This is a genomic window from Poriferisphaera corsica (assembly GCF_007747445.1).
GTDB classification, from domain to species: domain Bacteria; phylum Planctomycetota; class Phycisphaerae; order Phycisphaerales; family Phycisphaeraceae; genus Poriferisphaera; species Poriferisphaera corsica.
This window is the reverse complement of sequence record NZ_CP036425.1, coordinates 2,460,197-2,476,702: the sequence shown is the minus strand read 5'-3', so window position 1 is coordinate 2,476,702 and position 16,506 is coordinate 2,460,197. Positions and strand designations below refer to the sequence as shown.

17 protein-coding genes are annotated in these 16,506 nt (G+C 51.5%); 9 read left to right on the top strand and 8 right to left on the bottom strand.

What is annotated here, in order from left to right:
- Positions 1-121: 121 nt before the first annotated feature.
- The 3 genes from KS4_RS10220 (at position 122) to KS4_RS10210 (ending at position 4,347) form a co-directional block, all read left to right on the top strand.
- Positions 122-2,107 (top strand): 2-oxoacid:acceptor oxidoreductase subunit alpha, encoded by a 1,986-nt coding sequence (locus tag KS4_RS10220; RefSeq protein WP_145077646.1) that lies wholly within the window; start codon positions 122-124, stop codon positions 2,105-2,107.
- The gene (locus KS4_RS10215; protein ID WP_145077644.1) at positions 2,104-3,144 is read left to right on the top strand and encodes a 2-oxoacid:ferredoxin oxidoreductase subunit beta; all 1,041 of its coding nucleotides are present in this window, start codon (positions 2,104-2,106) and stop codon (positions 3,142-3,144) included. Before KS4_RS10220 ends, KS4_RS10215 begins: the two co-directional genes overlap by 4 nt.
- Before the next feature lie 162 nt (positions 3,145-3,306).
- The gene (locus KS4_RS10210) at positions 3,307-4,347 is read left to right on the top strand and encodes a DUF6786 family protein (protein WP_145077642.1); all 1,041 of its coding nucleotides are present in this window, start codon (positions 3,307-3,309) and stop codon (positions 4,345-4,347) included.
- Between the two features lie 80 nt (positions 4,348-4,427).
- Here the strand turns inward: KS4_RS10210 and KS4_RS10205 are convergent, their stop codons facing one another.
- Positions 4,428-5,372 (bottom strand): NHL repeat-containing protein, encoded by a 945-nt coding sequence (locus tag KS4_RS10205; RefSeq protein WP_145077640.1) that lies wholly within the window; start codon positions 5,370-5,372, stop codon positions 4,428-4,430.
- A 364-nt stretch (positions 5,373-5,736) separates the two neighbouring features.
- Positions 5,737-6,459 carry an SDR family NAD(P)-dependent oxidoreductase gene (locus tag KS4_RS10200; RefSeq protein WP_145077638.1) on the bottom strand — a complete coding sequence of 241 codons (723 nt, stop codon included), beginning with the start codon at positions 6,457-6,459 and terminating at the stop codon, positions 5,737-5,739.
- A gap of 96 nt (positions 6,460-6,555) precedes the next feature.
- On the opposite strand from KS4_RS10200, the gene KS4_RS10195 reads away from it, so the two are divergent.
- Complete coding sequence (locus tag KS4_RS10195; RefSeq protein WP_200761149.1) at positions 6,556-7,311, top strand: site-2 protease family protein; 756 nt, start codon at positions 6,556-6,558, stop codon at positions 7,309-7,311.
- A gap of 166 nt (positions 7,312-7,477) precedes the next feature.
- On the opposite strand, the gene KS4_RS10190 is transcribed toward KS4_RS10195, so the two are convergent.
- Both KS4_RS10190 and mqnE read right to left on the bottom strand, forming a co-directional pair.
- On the bottom strand, positions 7,478-8,176 hold the full coding sequence (locus KS4_RS10190) for a hypothetical protein (protein ID WP_145077634.1): 699 nt from the start codon (positions 8,174-8,176) through the stop codon (positions 7,478-7,480).
- Positions 8,177-8,191: 15 nt separating this feature from the next.
- Positions 8,192-9,334 (bottom strand): aminofutalosine synthase MqnE, encoded by a 1,143-nt coding sequence (gene mqnE, locus KS4_RS10185; RefSeq protein ID WP_200761148.1) that lies wholly within the window; start codon positions 9,332-9,334, stop codon positions 8,192-8,194.
- 53 nt (positions 9,335-9,387) lie between these two features.
- Between mqnE and acpS the strand changes: the two genes are divergently transcribed.
- The 4 genes from acpS to KS4_RS10165 all read left to right on the top strand — a co-directional run bounded on the left by acpS (position 9,388) and on the right by KS4_RS10165 (position 12,494).
- The gene (acpS, locus tag KS4_RS10180) at positions 9,388-9,789 is read left to right on the top strand and encodes a holo-ACP synthase (protein WP_200761147.1); all 402 of its coding nucleotides are present in this window, start codon (positions 9,388-9,390) and stop codon (positions 9,787-9,789) included.
- 221 nt (positions 9,790-10,010) lie between these two features.
- Positions 10,011-10,877 (top strand): hypothetical protein, encoded by an 867-nt coding sequence (locus KS4_RS10175; RefSeq protein WP_145077630.1) that lies wholly within the window; start codon positions 10,011-10,013, stop codon positions 10,875-10,877.
- Positions 10,878-10,906: 29 nt separating this feature from the next.
- The gene (locus KS4_RS10170; RefSeq protein WP_145077628.1) at positions 10,907-11,086 is read left to right on the top strand and encodes a small basic protein; all 180 of its coding nucleotides are present in this window, start codon (positions 10,907-10,909) and stop codon (positions 11,084-11,086) included.
- A gap of 136 nt (positions 11,087-11,222) precedes the next feature.
- Positions 11,223-12,494 (top strand): pyridoxal phosphate-dependent aminotransferase, encoded by a 1,272-nt coding sequence (locus KS4_RS10165; RefSeq protein ID WP_234698789.1) that lies wholly within the window; start codon positions 11,223-11,225, stop codon positions 12,492-12,494.
- A gap of 258 nt (positions 12,495-12,752) precedes the next feature.
- Here KS4_RS10165 and KS4_RS10160 read toward each other — a convergent pair whose 3' ends face one another.
- Positions 12,753-13,364: a hypothetical protein gene (locus KS4_RS10160; protein WP_145077626.1), complete on the bottom strand. Its 612-nt coding sequence runs from the start codon at positions 13,362-13,364 to the stop codon at positions 12,753-12,755.
- A gap of 18 nt (positions 13,365-13,382) precedes the next feature.
- Here KS4_RS10160 and KS4_RS17600 point away from each other — a divergent pair, with 18 nt between their 5' ends.
- Positions 13,383-13,547, top strand: a complete 165-nt coding sequence (locus KS4_RS17600) for a hypothetical protein (RefSeq protein WP_200761146.1) — start codon at positions 13,383-13,385, stop codon at positions 13,545-13,547.
- A gap of 34 nt (positions 13,548-13,581) precedes the next feature.
- Here KS4_RS17600 and KS4_RS10155 read toward each other — a convergent pair whose 3' ends face one another.
- The 3 genes from KS4_RS10155 to KS4_RS10145 all read right to left on the bottom strand — a co-directional run bounded on the left by KS4_RS10155 (position 13,582) and on the right by KS4_RS10145 (position 16,496).
- Entirely contained in the window at positions 13,582-14,649 is a 1,068-nt protein-coding gene (locus KS4_RS10155) for a biotin--[acetyl-CoA-carboxylase] ligase (protein ID WP_145077625.1), read from the bottom strand.
- A gap of 54 nt (positions 14,650-14,703) precedes the next feature.
- The gene (nadC, locus tag KS4_RS10150) at positions 14,704-15,612 is read right to left on the bottom strand and encodes a carboxylating nicotinate-nucleotide diphosphorylase (RefSeq protein ID WP_145077623.1); all 909 of its coding nucleotides are present in this window, start codon (positions 15,610-15,612) and stop codon (positions 14,704-14,706) included.
- Positions 15,613-15,677: 65 nt separating this feature from the next.
- Positions 15,678-16,496 carry a DNA binding protein gene (locus KS4_RS10145; protein WP_145077621.1) on the bottom strand — a complete coding sequence of 273 codons (819 nt, stop codon included), beginning with the start codon at positions 16,494-16,496 and terminating at the stop codon, positions 15,678-15,680.
- Positions 16,497-16,506: the final 10 nt, after the last annotated feature.

Sequence of the window (16,506 nt, the reverse complement as noted above, 5' to 3'; positions counted from 1 at the left end):
AACAAGCGTAAATTCATGGAATTATTTGCTATTACTGACGTTGGCATAAATGACAGCGGTCGCTACACTGTCACGCTTAAACACGGTCTTATCGCATAAGATTCACGAGGAGTAAGGCCAAATGGCCGAGCAATTGAATAACGTTAATGGCAAGCGCAAAATCCTTGCGCGGCAATCCGCTGTCGTTCGCTTTGCTGGCGACTCAGGCGATGGTATGCAGCTTGCCGGTACTCAATTCACAGATACCAGCGCAATGGTCGGCAACGATATCGCGACGCTGCCCGATTATCCAGCAGAAATCCGCGCTCCGGCCGGTACTGTTGCCGGCGTCTCAGGCTTTCAGATCAACTTCGCCAGTGAAGATATTCACACCCCCGGCGACAAAGTCGATCTGCTCATCGCCATGAATCCAGCCGCGCTCAAAGCCCACCTTTCAGAAGTTAAACGTGAAGGCATCGTTATTGTTAACGAAAGTGAATTCACGAAAACTAATCTCAAGAAGGCTGGCTATCCCGAAGGCTCCAATCCACTTGACGACGATGATTTCCTCGAAGGCTTCCAAGTCTTTGCCGTTCCGATCACCCGTCTTAATGAAGAATCGCTAGCCAATTCAGGTATGGGTGCTAAAGACATCGGCCGTTGCAAAAACATGTTCGCACTCGGTGTTATCTATTGGCTATACGATCGTCCACTCGATAACACCATTAAATACATCACCAGCTATTTCACGGATAAAAAGGGAAAGCCTGAAGTCACTGAGGCAAATATCAAATCCCTAAAAGCTGGCTACTACTTCGGTGAAACCGCAGAGTTCTTTACCGAACGCTATCAGATCAATCGCGCAGACATCACCCCCGGTCGGTACCGCAAAGTGGTCGGCAACGAAGCCACCGCAATGGGTCTTGTCACCGCTTCAAAATTATCTAAGCGCGACTTAGTCTATTGCTCGTATCCCATCACCCCAGCCAGTACCGTGCTCCACGCGCTTGCAGGTATGAGGCATTACGGCGTAAAAACCTTTCAAGCCGAAGACGAAATCGCAGCCGTCTGTGCAGCAATCGGCGTCTCGTATGCTGGCGGCATGGGTGTGACCGGCACCAGCGGCCCCGGTCTGGCGCTAAAAAGTGAAGCCATCGGCCTCGCCGTCATGACTGAGTTGCCACTCGTCATTGTGAACGTTCAACGCGGCGGTCCTTCAACGGGGTTGCCCACAAAAACAGAACAATCCGATCTTCTACAAGCGCTCTGGGGACGCAACGGAGACTGTCCTGTGGCCATCGTTGCTCCTAAATCACCTGCCGACTGTTTCGATGCCGCGATTGAGGCGTCACGCATCGCCATGGAACATATGATCCCCGTGATCATTCTCACCGATGGCTACATTGCCAACGGCTCAGAACCTTGGCCCGTCCCTAAAGCGGATGACCTTGATCCGATCACCATTAAAACAGTTCCGCCATTGGAAGAAGATCAGCAATTCGAGCCTTATAAGCGGTTAGACGAATCACTTGCACGTCCTTGGGCCTCGCCCGGCATGCCCGGATTTGAGCATCGCATCGGTGGTTTGGAAAAAGATTTCGTCACAGGCAACGTATCCTATGATCCGGAAAACCATCAGAAGATGACCCGGGTCCGTCAAGAGAAAATCAACCGTATCGCCGATGTGATTCCACCAATCGAGCCACACGGTGACAACGCCGGTGATCTACTCGTTCTCGGTTGGGGCGGCACATTTGGTTCGATCCACACCGCGGTTGAACGTGCTCGCGCTAAGGGACTCTCAGTTTCCTCTGCACATCTTCGTCACCTCAACCCGATGCCACAAAATCTCGGCGATGTTCTCAAGCGTTTCAAGCGTGTTCTCATACCCGAACTCAACACCGGCCAGCTTCGTTTGCTTGTCCGCTCAAAATACCTCGTCGACGCTCGTGGCCTGAACAAAATCCAAGGCAAACCATTCCTTGTAGAAGAAATCGAACAAGCCATCGACCTCATGCTCGCTGATGGCTTCGGAAATCAGGAATTCATCATGCCTCGTGAACACCAAGTCACCCCCAATCAATGGGATTATGATTTTCAAACCGATCAGGAAGGGGCCAACGCATGAACCAGCCACTAACTGTCCTTAAACCCAAAGACTTCGCCTCCGATCAAGACGTTCGCTGGTGTCCCGGTTGCGGCGATTACGCCATCCTTAACCAAGTGAAACGCGTCCTTGCTAAAATCCAGGCCAAGAAAGAAAATACTGTCTTTGTCGCAGGCATCGGCTGCTCCAGCCGTTTCCCATACTACATGGGCACTTATGGTATCCACTCCATTCATGGCCGTGCGCCAGCCATCGCTACAGGTGTCAAGATAACTAACCCAGAGTTAGACGTTTGGGTCGTTACCGGTGACGGCGATGCGCTCTCCATTGGTGGCAACCACCTCATGCACGTCTTGCGTCGTAACGTGAACCTCAAAATCTTGCTCTTCAACAACCGCATTTATGGCCTCACTAAAGGTCAATACTCACCCACAAGTGAGATCGGTAAACGCAGCCCCTCATCACCCATGGGTTCAATCGACCCACCACTCACCCCCATCTCAATCGCCCTTGCAGCAGAAGCTTCTTTTGTTGCCCGCGCTATCGACGTTGATAAAAGCCTCAGCGAAGTACTCGAACGCGCCGCCAAGCATGAAGGCAGCGCCTTCGTTGAAATCTACCAAGACTGTAACGTTTTCAATCACGGCGCTTACAGCTACGCAACCGATAAACAAACCAAAGAAGACAGCGTCATTCGGCTCACACACGGCGAGCCTATCCTCTTTGGCAAAGAACGTGATAAAGGCATCATGTTCACCGATGCTAAACCCGAAGTCGTCACCATCGGCAAGGGTGGTATCACGCTCTCCGACATTGCTGTTCACGACGAAACAGACGCATCACTTGCCTATGCTCTCGGCCGCTTCAAGCAACCCGATTTCCCTGAGCCTGTAGGCATCTTCCGTTCTGTCGAAGGTAATCATTACGAAGACCTTCTCGCCAAACAGATCACCGATGCGCAAGACCACCGTGGTATCGGCACGCTCGACGATCTCTTCAACACGGGCGACACCTACGAGATCACTGAGATCGACAGCAAGCATCATCTCCATGATTGATGATCTCTCAAAACCAAATGTAACTAACCGAAACCCACTACTTAGTGGGTTTTTTCATGCTTTTTCCTATAAAAACATGCGAACCGAACATCCATACGCTAGATTAATACCAATCCTCATAGTCAGATGGGATATTTCAGTGTGTCACAACGAGGTAACAACATGAACGATTGGTTCAATCAAATGGTCGGCAACATCAACAACGCCGGTCTCGACAAATTCGAAATTCAACTTGAAGGCGGCAAGCTACTCGTCACACAAAAGGCCGCACGCATCATCGCCTGCCAGATCGACGGTATCGATGAAAACCTTTTCTACTCAGGTGGCGAAATCGAACCCGGTTATTACGGCGGTGGTGACCGTGTCTGGGTCGCTCCCGAAATCGCCTACTATTGGCCATCACTCGAAAAAGCGCGTGAAGACGCTATCAAATGGGCAGCCGTCCCACAAAACGTCGACCCCGGCAACTATCAAACCGCCGACGCAGGCTCGCAACATGTTTGCCTGCAAAACCGTGACATCAAACTGACGGATGGCCGTACCAACAAAAAGATTCAATTCGACATCGAACGTTTCATAGGCCGTTGCCCCCGACCTGAAGGGCTTCCCGACAACGTCACTTGCACCAGCTTCAGCATTACTAATGAGATACAAGTTTCCCAAGGCGATCCACAAGCCGTCGTCGGTGCATGGGATATCCTACAAGTCCCACCTCGCGGCACACTCATCTGTCCGCTCGCACAACCCATCGAAACACCCACCTCCTATTACGAAGACTTCGGCGATCTCCATGTGCAATGGGACGACACCGCAGTTCGTTATCTCATCGACGCCAATCGACGCACAAAAATGGGTATACCGCCCGAAGCAACCACCGGCCGCATGGGCTACTACCGAGAGATCGGCTCCACCGCCACACTCATCATCCGCATTTTTCCCTCATTCCCTGGCCTCCCATACGTTGACCAGCCGATCTCCAACGACAAAGATTGCATTACAGGCGGTGACGTCCTTCAAGCCTACAACGATGATGGCAATTACGGCCCCTTCGGTGAAATGGAATACCATGACCCCGGTGTTGTCGTCCAAGGTACACCCAACAAACGTTCAGGCACGTCCGTCACACACATCCTCACCGGCTCACCTGACGCCGTAAAAACTGCAGGGAAACAAATACTTAACTGCGAAATCATACCGATCTAATCGTCAGTTAGTGATAATGATCGCATGAAAAAAGCTGAGCATAACGCTCAGCTTTTTCTATCCCTACACCAAATCGTTCGTTAACTGATCACCTTTTCCAGCTTTGTTACACGCCCGCCAATGATCCATTCTGCGACATAAACATTTCCCGCCGCATCAACCGTCAAGTCATGCGGGCTATTAAACAAGCCCGGCTTCACCCAATCTGTTCCGCCCATATTCGGCCAACCCGGCGCTGTTGTTATCCCATCATGATCGCCAATCGATGCAATCAATTGATCATCTGGGTCTAATATTTTGATCCCCGTAAATAACTCAGGAATATAAGTGCAGCCATCGAAAAAAGTGAAAGAGCAGGGCGAATGCAACATCCCTTCAATCGTTCGCATATGCTGCCCCTCAGGATTGTAAACCTGTATCCGTTCATGTCCACGATCCGCAATATACAGCTCCGGCTCCGCGCGGTCGTATCTAAACGCCAAACCGTGCGGGCAAGAAAACCGCCCTGACTTCCCTTCATCCCCAGAGATCGTATTTAACCAATTCCCAAACTTGTCATACTGATGCACCAGTGATGCACCATATCCATCCGACACCCAGATATCGCCATTCCCACCGTATCTTTCCTCAAACACAGCGATGGATGTCGGTATAAAAGCGGTACCCTCCGAGTACATTGCATGGTCAGGACGTTCTAGCTGCATCACCATTTCCCCGTCCATCGTCGTCTTTACAACTTCACAACTATTTTCATCACACAGCCAAAGATACTCTCGATCACCTTCCTTCACATAGCTCGCACTATGCGCGCCCAAAAACCTGCCGCCCCACGACTTCGCCAGTTTCCCTGATTGCGAATAAATCAATATCCCCGGATCTGATTGGTGAAACACCACAATCTTCTGATCATCCGTGCAGACGATCCCCAGCGTTCGCCCATTTTTTCGAGCAGACGAAACCTCCGGCACCTTGACCCAATTGTCTATCCACGTATACGTATGCAGTTCTTGTCCAACAGTAAGCATGGCAAACCCCACAAGCAAAAGTAATATTCGTTAATTCACACACAAACACAGTCGTTGAATGAATAATCACGTAACTTCTATTTACTGATTAGCCAGCGGTGCAATACGTAAGCGCAATCACAAATCACACGCCAACACGTAATTTCAACCATGAAACCAGCTATTAAACGAGCCTCGACGGAAAATGAATACAAAAATAATTCAAGGCTTCTTTAAAGAACACAGCTGCGCGACCATACCAAAACCAATAGCTTCAACGTTCTAATTGATTCCATTATCACGATTCATCACGCTTTGAAAAGAAAAAAATACAATCGCAACCTTTTTCAGTATTCGCCGTGCTAGCCTGATCACGCAATTCTCATCATGGATTTGCCACAACAATCGTTTCCCCAGAACTAAATGATTCGTGATCAGTCACGCATTCCAACACTTTTCCCGCAATCACGCTCGGGTCGAGCGTCTTCTCAGTGGGGATCACTTTCTCATTAAAATTCTCCCGCAACATCTCCGTCTCAACCGCGCCTGGCGCAATCGCAACCGCTCGAATACCCAGCTTTGCCCCTTCATCAGCCGTGCACTTCGTAAACATGTTTACTCCAACCTTCGCCGCCGCGTATATCGAGAAACCCGGGAAAGGATCAATCGACGCCATCGACGAGATATTCACGATCATCCCATTCTGCCTCGACTTAAAATGCGCCCACACCGCCTGCGTCATCATCACCACCGCACTCAAATTAATATCAACGCAGTCCCGCCAAATCTTTGGCGTAATATCGCCAATCTGCAATAACGGTGCACTCCCTGCTACATTGCATACCACATCTACCAGCCCGAATTTGTCGATCGTTGCCTCCACAACCCGCTTCGCTGCTCCCGCTTCAGTCAGATCCGCCGCCACAACCAACGGCTCAGCCCCCTCGCAACCCTGACGTATCAGCATCGCCGTTTCGTCCAAATTCTTCTCTGTACGTGATACCAGCACCGTTTCGAAACCATGCTCTGCCAGCATCATCGCCGTATCTCGCCCAATCCCCGAGCCGGCTCCCGTCACGATCGCTACCTGTTGATGATCTGTTTCCATACGGAATATTATCGACCATTCCCACGTTACACACAAAGATTAACGCTTGTCCTTATAAAATTGACCCACCTACATCTAACCGACGATAATCCAAACATGTTAGAAATGCGTAACGGCTCATGGCGTCTTTTCCAATTCCGCGGCATCACCGTCTGGCTTCACTGGTCATGGCTCGTTGTCGCTGGCATCTTTTTTGTCCTGCCCGGGACAATCTTCTCAGAAAACATCTTCGTTGGGATATTCACTTATCTCGGCCTCTTCGGCATCGTCCTCATTCACGAGTTCGGCCACGCGCTCGCTTGCCGATCTGTTGGCGGTAAAGCAGACACCATCATGCTCTGGCCCCTAGGCGGTATCGCCTTCGTACAACCGCCTCAACGCCCCGGTGCCGTCCTCTGGTCAATCGCAGCAGGCCCACTCGTCAACGTCGTTCTCCTCCCCATACTCTTCGGCCTTTATCTCCTCGCCGCTTTCCTCATCCCCACAACCCCCGAAGGCATACCCACCACGATCCTCGGCTCAAACCTCATCGAAATCGTCTATTGGCTCAACTCCATCAACCTCGTCCTCCTCATCTTCAACATGCTCCCCATCTACCCCTTGGACGGCGGCCAAATCCTTCAAGCCATCCTCTGGTTCTTTATTGGCCGTTCTCGCTCACTCCAAATCACCTCCGCCATCGGCCTCGTTTGCGCCATCGTTGGCGGCATCCTCGCACTCATGTCCGGTCGCACATGGCTCTTCATCATCGCCATCTTCGTCGGCTGGCAAGCCTACAACGGCTATCGCGTCTCGCAAATCATGGCCCAGCAAGAAAATCAATACCGCTTCGACCCTTGGAACCGCCGCTAATCAACAGTTAGACGCATGGCTTTGTCATTCTCAAGCCTGCCACCGCTGGTGGCAGGGTGTTTGCAACATAAACCATCGGTCTCTATATATCGGCTACATAGTAACGATATACTCATATTTGTGGCTAAGGTGTTTGGAGTGGCATCCACCGCAATCAACCCACCATTCAACTTTCTCGAGCGTCCCCGCCTTCACCCACTGGCAACAACCAATTCGCCCAATCCTCTCGGTATCGCATCTTCTCCCCATCAGCCTTCTTCAAAAGCACCTTCACCCAAATCAATGCCGCACAACCGGCCGGAAACATCACAAACGGCAACAGCACCCAAGCGTCAACTCGCGGCTGCACTCGCAAAAAATAATTGCTCGGCCCAACCGTCAGTCCCAAAAAGATCATCCACGTCCCCGCATGAGTTCCCAACAACACTTTCCAAGCGCCGCGGCTCCAATCCGCCGACTTCAACCATTTCATACAAAGCCACAACCATCCGCCCGCAAAAACAGCAATCAGCCCGAATGGCAATACGCCTCTCAAACCAACACCCGACAGCGTAAACCCCCTTACATTTAGCTGCATAAGAAAGTACAACAACTCCCTGCCCGCAATCAAAACGACCACTGCCACCATTAATGACAATCCCGGCGCCAGCGCAGGCCAATGCTCCCGCTGCTTCACGCCCAGCGGCAACTCCACCTCTTTCCAAGGCTCAGGATTTCTCAAATCATTCCCATTCCCACACTCCGGGCACTGCACCACCGGCCCGATCAATCCTCGCAAATTGTAACCACACCCCAAGCACGGCAAATCGCCGCTCAATAACCAACGCTTATCTATCTTGCCATTAGTGGGATCAACTTCGCACATAAAAAACTCCCAGAATTACGAAACCACAACCTCCTCAGCCAGCCGCCACTCCGCACCATCCCGTTCAATCGGCCGGTACAACGTATCGCGTTCCACCGCCTCATAACCCGCATCAACAATCGACTTCCGCAAATCACTCACCGTCACTTCTTGATGCGTATCACTCCCCCCAACCTTCGTAATGTCATACCACACAACCGTCCCATCCATATCGTCCACGCCAAAGTTCAGCGCCAACTCACTCAGCTGCAATGTCTGCATGATCCAGAATGACTTCACATGCGCAAAGTTATCCAGCATCAACCGCGATGCAGCAAGCATCTTCAAATTATCCAAACCGCTCGGCCCCGGCAGATGCTCCAGCTCCGACTTATCCGGAATAAACGGCAACGGAATGATCGTCTGGAATCTGCCCCCATGTCCCTTCTCAATCGCCTCATCTTGCGCATCACGCAATTGCATAAAGTGCTGCACCCGATCCTCAAGCGATTCAATATGCCCATACAACATGGTCGCATTGCTCATCAGCCCCAACTCATGCGCCGTCTTGTGAACCCTGAACCACATATCCGATCGAATCTTTCCCTTGAACGCTTCGTCATGCACGCGGTCATCAAAGATCTCCGCGCCACCGCCAGGGAGCGACCCCAAACCCGCCGCCTTCAAATCTTCCAGCACACCCACCAAATCTTTCGGCCGCTTGCTGATCCGCGCAAAATGCACAATCTCAACCGCCGTAAACGCCTTGATATGAATCTGTGGCGAAATATCGCGAATCGCTTCCAGCATCTCCGTGTAATATTCAAACGGCAAGTACGGATGCAACCCGCCAACAATATGTATCTCCGTCGCCCCAGCCTCCGCAGCCTCCTTGGCTTCCTTCTTCACCCGATCAAGATCATACTCGTACGCACCATCCTGACCACGTTTCCGATAGAACGCGCAAAACTTACACGACAGCGCACACACATTCGAGTAATTCAAATGCCGGTTCACGTTGTAATACGTCACCCGCCCGTGCATCTTCTGCCGAACATGATTCGCCAGCTCACCCAACGTCCACACATCCTCGGTTTGCAAGATCGCCATGCCATCCTCAAAAGACAGCCGCTCACCCGCATAAACCTTCTCCGATATCTTCTTTAGTTTCTCATCCATGACCCGCATATCATACCTCACCCTCTCGCCCCACACCATGTTACAATACCCCCATGCACACCATCGCACACGGCATCGATCTCACCGATATACCACGCATCTCACAGATGCTCCAAAAGCACGGTCAGCACTTCCTCGACCGATGCTTCACACCCACCGAACAAGAGCTTGCCTCCAAAGGCATGACCGCCCGACGTGACGAATTCCTCGCCGGTCGCTTCGCCGCCAAAGAAGCCGTTCTCAAAGCCCTTGGCACAGGTATCTCTGAAGGCATCAACTGGACTGATGTCGAAGTCCTCCGTATCGGCAACGGCAAACCCAAAGTCATCCTCCACAACATGGCTGCCGACCTCGCTGCAGAGCAGGGCATACAAGACGTCCTCATCTCCATATCCCACATCAAATCCCACGCCATGGCTTCCGCCATCGCCATCGGATCATCCGCCCCCAATTAATCTCATCATCCCTCTTACACGCAACTTTCTTTCAAGCCTACGACCGCCGGTCGTGGGGTGTCTTACAACTAAATCTCCCACACCTGCAATTCAAATCAATCCCTCGCTTGCGCCCAGACCTTTACCTCAAACCCTTTCTACACCACCTCCCCAACCTCTCACCCACTTGTTATATTAATACCTCAGTCACGTACCCCATTCCCCCATACCCGAGCCCAGCCATGCCCCCTAAAAGCAAAGGTTCCATCGCACCCTTCGAGATCATGCGCAAGGCCGAGCAGCAAGCTCAGCTCGAAAAACAATTCCAAAAAGATCCTTCTCCCTCGGAAGATTCCACTCAAAAACCCGCTGATCCCTCAACCTCGCCACACGCTTCTCCCGAGCCCGCCCAGCAACGTGATCCACACCCCTCAGGCCGAGCACACAAAGCATGGTGGGCCGCTCTCGATGAGCCTGTCCTCTTCCGGGTCCCCCGTGGTTTCCTCGTCTGCATCTGCCTCGCCATCCTCGCCCTCATCGGCATGTCCTACTGGGTCGGCCACTCACGCGGTATCAAATACGCTGAGAACCAGGTCGCCGAGCTCGCCGAGCTCACCAAAGCACGCCTCCAAAACCTCAACACCGGCCGAATCGCGCCACTTCCCAACAACACCCTTGGCCCTATCGACCCCGCCACCGCCTCGCTCTCACTCACTGAACGTGTCATTCAAGTCACCGGCGACATCGTCGTCCCTCCAGACCTCGATCCCCGCGAGATCGGCCTAAACTACCTTCAGATCACAACCTGCAGTAATGAGAAAGCAGTCGACCTTATCGACTTCTTCAAAACCCGTGGAGTTGAAACTGCAGCCTATCCCGCGCATAATAGTAAGACTGTCACGGTTGTAGCCCGGAACGGTTTCAAGGATACACAATCCCCCCAGACCCCCGGCTACCAGTTTAAATCCGACATGCTTCGCATTGGGATCGACTGGTGGAAATATAACAGCCGAATTGGCAGTAAGTTAAGTGACATGTACTACAACAAATATGACGACAACGATCGTCAGCAGTACATCAATCGCTACCAAGAATATTACGGACAATAATTTCAAGCCTTGTAGAAGGATACATCACCATGAGTATCGACCCAAGCCTTAAGTCGGGCAGTGGCCTCGCTAAGCACCGCAACGTCCTCACGCGTGCAGAGCGCATCGAAAAGCTCGTCAAGAACGGCAAGTTTGACACCAACTCCGGCGACCCACTCGGTCTGCCAAAGGTTGGCTCACGCAAGCTCGTCACCGGCAAAAAGAAATAATTGACCTGCCGAGCCCGTAGGCTCCGCTGTCAATCACCGCCTCCTTGCAACGGAGGCTGGTACCAGATCTAAATGACCAGCCTGATGCTACAAGGGGCTTCCCAAACCCCCTCGCAGCATCGGGCTTTGTCTTTTCATGACTGACCCTTCGCCTTTCCGTCACACGCCTGTGATTCGTCCTGAAACATATAAATCCGGAACCTACACCATGTTCAACCCCGAATCCTTTATCACAGATAAGCTCCACGCCATCGACGCCTCCGGCATCCGCCGCGTCTTCGACCTCGCCGCAAACCTCAAAAACCCCATCAACCTCTCCATCGGCCAGCCCGACTTCGATGTCCCCGACACCATCAAGCAAGCCGCCATCAAAGCCATCAATGACGGCAAAAACTCCTACACTCAAACCCAAGGCATGGCCGATCTCCGCGAACGGGTCATGAACCAGCTCATCTCCGAGTTCCCGCAAACCTATGCAAACGCTCAAGGCACCTTCAACAACGACGACCTCGGCCTCCTCATCACCTCCGGCGTCTCCGGCGCCCTCATGCTCGCCCTCCTCACCACCATCAGCCCCGGCGATGAAGTCCTCATCCCCGACCCATACTTCGTCATGTACAAGCACCTCGTCACCCTCGCAGGCGGCACACCCGTCTTCGTCGATACCTATCCCGACTTCCAGCTCACACCAGACCGCATCGAAAAACACATCACCCCCAAAACCAAAGTCCTCCTCTTCAACACCCCCTCAAACCCGACAGGCGTCGTCGCCAAACCCGAAGTCTGTAAAGCCGTCGTCAAACTCTGCGAAGACAAAAACATCCTCATGCTTTCTGACGAGATCTATGACGAGTTTTGCTATGAAAAAACGCCTTCCGATCACGATGGCAAAGATCGTTGCCCATCACCCGCAGCCTACTCACCCAACCTCATTATGATGCGCGGCTACTCCAAAACTTACGCTATGACCGGTTGGCGTCTCGGCTACGCCGTCGGCCCCAAAGCCGTCCTCGATCAGATGACCAAACTTCAGCAATACTCATTCGTCTGCGCACCATCCATGACCCAGTTCGGCGGCGTCATCGCTCATGACCTCGACATGTCCGACTTCGTCGCAGCCTACAAACGCAAACGCGACATGGTCGTCGATAAACTCGCAGGCACATTCGAACTCACAACCCCCGGCGGCGCTTTCTACGCATTCCCCAAAGTCCCCGAATCACTCAATCTTACCGGCGCTGAATTTGTTGAAAAAATTATCGCCAAGAACTGCCTCGTCATCCCCGGCAACGTCTTTTCACAAAAAGACACACACTTCCGCATCTCCTACGCATGCGCCGACGACAAACTCGAGCAAGGCCTCGACATACTCGTCCAAACCGCCAATGAATGCGCAGCCGCAAAATAATCAGCACAACTTATACCAACAAAAAAGACCTGCAATTGCAGGTCTTTTTTTAATTCTAGCAAATACCAACCAAAAGAAATTAATCGAACCATCCTCAAGCCTGCCACCGCCGGATGAATATTCGCCAAATATATAATTTGATACACATCGAACTACTATAAAGTAGCCGCGATCTGACAGGTCACAGGTTGTTGAACTGGCGAGTGAGCGTAATCTCTTAGTGTATATTGGCTACAAATTTCGATAATTGTGGTTTAATTAGCGTCTCGCTCCTGAAAGTGTCACGACTTCGAATATGGGGCGAAAAACATGAAAACGATATTCTTCAAAAATCATACAATCCAATAGCGAACCTACAATAAAGAATAGGTATAAGTTTGCAAACAAAAAAGCAATAGAGGCTAATCGACGGTTAGTCTTACAACCTCGGCGTAAGCCCGACATGCTAAAACCAAAGCCGAAAGAGACGAAGATAATAGGTAAGTAGAAATAGTTGCTGAAGTAAATCCAATTGATATGGAAAGGGTAAAAAATAAATGCGGCCGGTAAACATGCCCAGGCGATGAATGTTTCCAGGCGCCACGGCTTCTCAAGTGTCGTCTTATATGATCTCTCATATGCCGGATCAAATGGTGTGCCGCATTCCGGGCAGCAACGCGAAGGAATCTGCTGCAAATCGTACTCGCATTTTCTACAAAACATACCCATAAAATAAGTATACCATGGCGGATCATTTTTAACTGTACGAAATATCATTCGAGCTAATTGATGAATAGATGATCGTGTCGAAGTTTGCGCATTAATCATAAACGCCACCCTCAGCCTATCACGCACAACACCCAACTTATGTACCAAACATTCTTCTTGCATCAAGGATATGCAAACGCCGTGCCAAAAAGGCAAAATTCCGGGCGCGCGCATGAAAGCGATTTGGCCAAAAAAATGAGCAATGTTTTAGGGTCATTTCTCTCCAAAACCGATCGAAAACGCATCAAAACACATGATAAGTCGCCGATTTTTGACCTCGAAAATGTGGAAAAACAGGCAAAATAAAAATTTTGTGCGCAAAAACGAAGTGTGCAACCAGTCAGATTACCGTTGTTGACGCGGCCGGCATATGGGTCAGCATCCCACGATCATTGCGAACAATCAGCCCTAATGCCGGATCAATATCCACCACCTCACCCACAATTTCCTGCGTCCCATTACGCAATCTCACCTGCTGCTTAAACTGCAAACATCGGCCGCGCCACTCGTTCATAATCGCCTCATCATCCGCGCGTTCGATCATCTCATCCACAAATTCAAGCAGTTTTCGCAGCACCAAAAGCCGATCAACATCACAGCCGCATATCTTCAAGCTCGTCGGTAAATACTTGGGGCCATCCAATTTTGCGCTTTTAATATCTCCCTCATCCAGCCCCGCGTTCAACCCGATCCCGATAATCGCAGCCGCCAAACCTTCCTCACTACTCGATGGATAGCCCAAACCTGTCGGCTGTCTGTTCGCATGTACTGTCTCAACTAAAATCCCTGCAATTTTTCGTCCATCCACCCAAACATCGTTCGGCCACTTGATCTGTGTAACCCCTTTTTTCTCCGGCAAAAAGAACTCAACCGTCCGCGCAATCGCAACGGAAACCGCCAATGTAAGCCGATTGATCACCTCGGCATCTGATTGGTGATTAATCGTCTTGATCATACTGCAAGAAATCGTTTTGCCTTCCGGCGCGATCCATTTTCGGCCTAACCTCCCGCGACCATTTTGCTGATGATGGGCGATAACCAGCGTGTGATCAAGGTCTTGCGGATTAGCGGTGATACTGTTAGAGATGTCTTTACAGATATCTTGCGTGCTGCCAGTTGTGCCATAAACCAACACGTTTCGAAGGACAGACGATTCGCTTTCGAGGTAATCTGACCACACGCCCAAACCGCTTTGAATCATGACAATGCCGTGCTGTGGGTGTTCGTTAAACTCGCAGCCATATTGAGTTAGGACATGCAATTCGTCCGCAATACGATCCCGTGACAAGCCTAGGGTGAGTGCAAGTGACTCGCGCGTGATCGCGGTTTTGCTTTGCAGTAAGCAATCAAGCAAGCCGATGTTGATGGGTTTGGTCTGATGCAATCGAACCTCCTCGCGCGTTTGCATCTTATTAAATCGCCAATACTTAAACTATCGGCAAATATTTGTCTATGAGTCATTTTATTGTTCGATGATGTCTAACCCAAAATCGAAAACAGGGGCTGAGTGCGTCAACGCGCCGACGGAGATGCGGTCAACGCCGGTTTTTGCGATGTCTTGTACGGTTTGCAAGTTCACGCGTCCGCTGGCTTCGAGCTGCACACCCGGGTCCTGCGAATCGCGGATCACAACAGCTTCACGCAATTGTTCGTTGGTCATATTGTCGAGTAACACCATATCGATGCCGGTGTTAAGTACTTGCTTAAGTTGATTGAGCGTGTCGACTTCGACCTGAATAAATTTTAGATTATCGAACTTCGAGTGGGCTCGCTTCACAGCTTCCGTAAGAGCCTGGTGAAGATCGTCGATGCCGAGATGGGCGATGTGGTTGTCTTTGATGAGAACGGCGTCGTAGAGACCCATGCGATGACTTGCGCCGCCGCCGCAACGGACGGCATACTTGTGCAGGCCGCGCAGGCCGGGGATGGTCTTGCGGGTGTCGTAGATTTTGGCATTCGTGTCGAGGCATTTTTCTGCGTATTGCCATGTGAGGGAAGCCACGCCGGAGAGATGGGTCACAAGGTTGAGGGCGACACGTTCCATGGAGAGGATGCGACGCATTGAACCCGTGAATCGTGCGACGGTATCGCCTTGCGTGATGGTTGAGCCATCGGGGAGCAGGAGTTCGACTTCGATTTGGTCGGTAGGTTCTGAGCCGCTGTATGCGGCGGCGACTTTGTGGAGCAGGGCGATGCCCGCGAGCTTGCCGGTTTCGCGGGCGACCATGGAGGCTTGTCCGCGGAGGTCGGCGGGGATGAAGGTTTCGCTGGTGACGTCGAGATGAGCGACGCCCATATCTTCTTGCATGGCGGTCATGATGAGATTGTCGAGTTGCTTGTCTGTGACGAAATCGTTGAGGTTGATATCCATCGTGTTACCTGTAGGGCCTGGTGTGAAAAAAACTGTGTTAGCGGGGTTTGATGTGCTATGAGCAATCAGGATTGCTTTACGAATAATACACGATACCGCCCATTGCCGAGGGAGACAAAGCGGACTTCGTCGCCGGGGGTGAGGTTGTGTGATTGGAAGAGTTGCGGCCAGCCACGCCAGCGGATCATGTTGCGGCGAGGGATGATTTCAGTGGTAATTTGATCGGCATTCGGGAGGATGAGATTGAGGGAGGTAGGGGAGGTGTTTGGGGTGTAAGATTGCCTTAATAGCAGGGGGGGGATGCGGATGTAGCCGTTTTTGAGGGCGCCGGGTGTGAGGGTGATGGTGAAGTCGTCTGGTGAGGCGGGGAAGCTGCTGTGCGGGTGCGTTGAGGTGTTGGGGGTGTGTGAGATGGTCGGGCCGCGATTGAGGCCTGTGAGGCGATTGAGGGCTTTGGGAGAAGGGGATTGAGATTGGTGTGTGGAGCCGTGGAGGACGTGCCATGCTTTCATGGATTTGGGGTAGTCGGGGCCGGTGGTGATGGGGATGAGATCACTGAGCCAAATGAAGGTGGCGAATTGGCAGGGGGTTTTTGATTGCCAGTAGTCGATGCCGCCACAGACATCTGCATCGAGACGGTGGTAGAGCTGCATGATTTGATCGGGGTTGAGATTTTGGTGCTGCTCGATTTGAATGGCGTGTGTTTTGGCGACGAATGGGCCGCTGGAGATTTTGAGGAAGATGGTATCACCGACGTCGATTTGGTTGAATGGAGCGCATGCAGATTTGGTGATGCGAGATTCAACGGATTTGACGCCGGTGAGGATGAGATCGATGTATTTTTTTTTCAGTATGGCGATGTGCGATTTGTTTGTATTGCCCATGGTGTCGTCG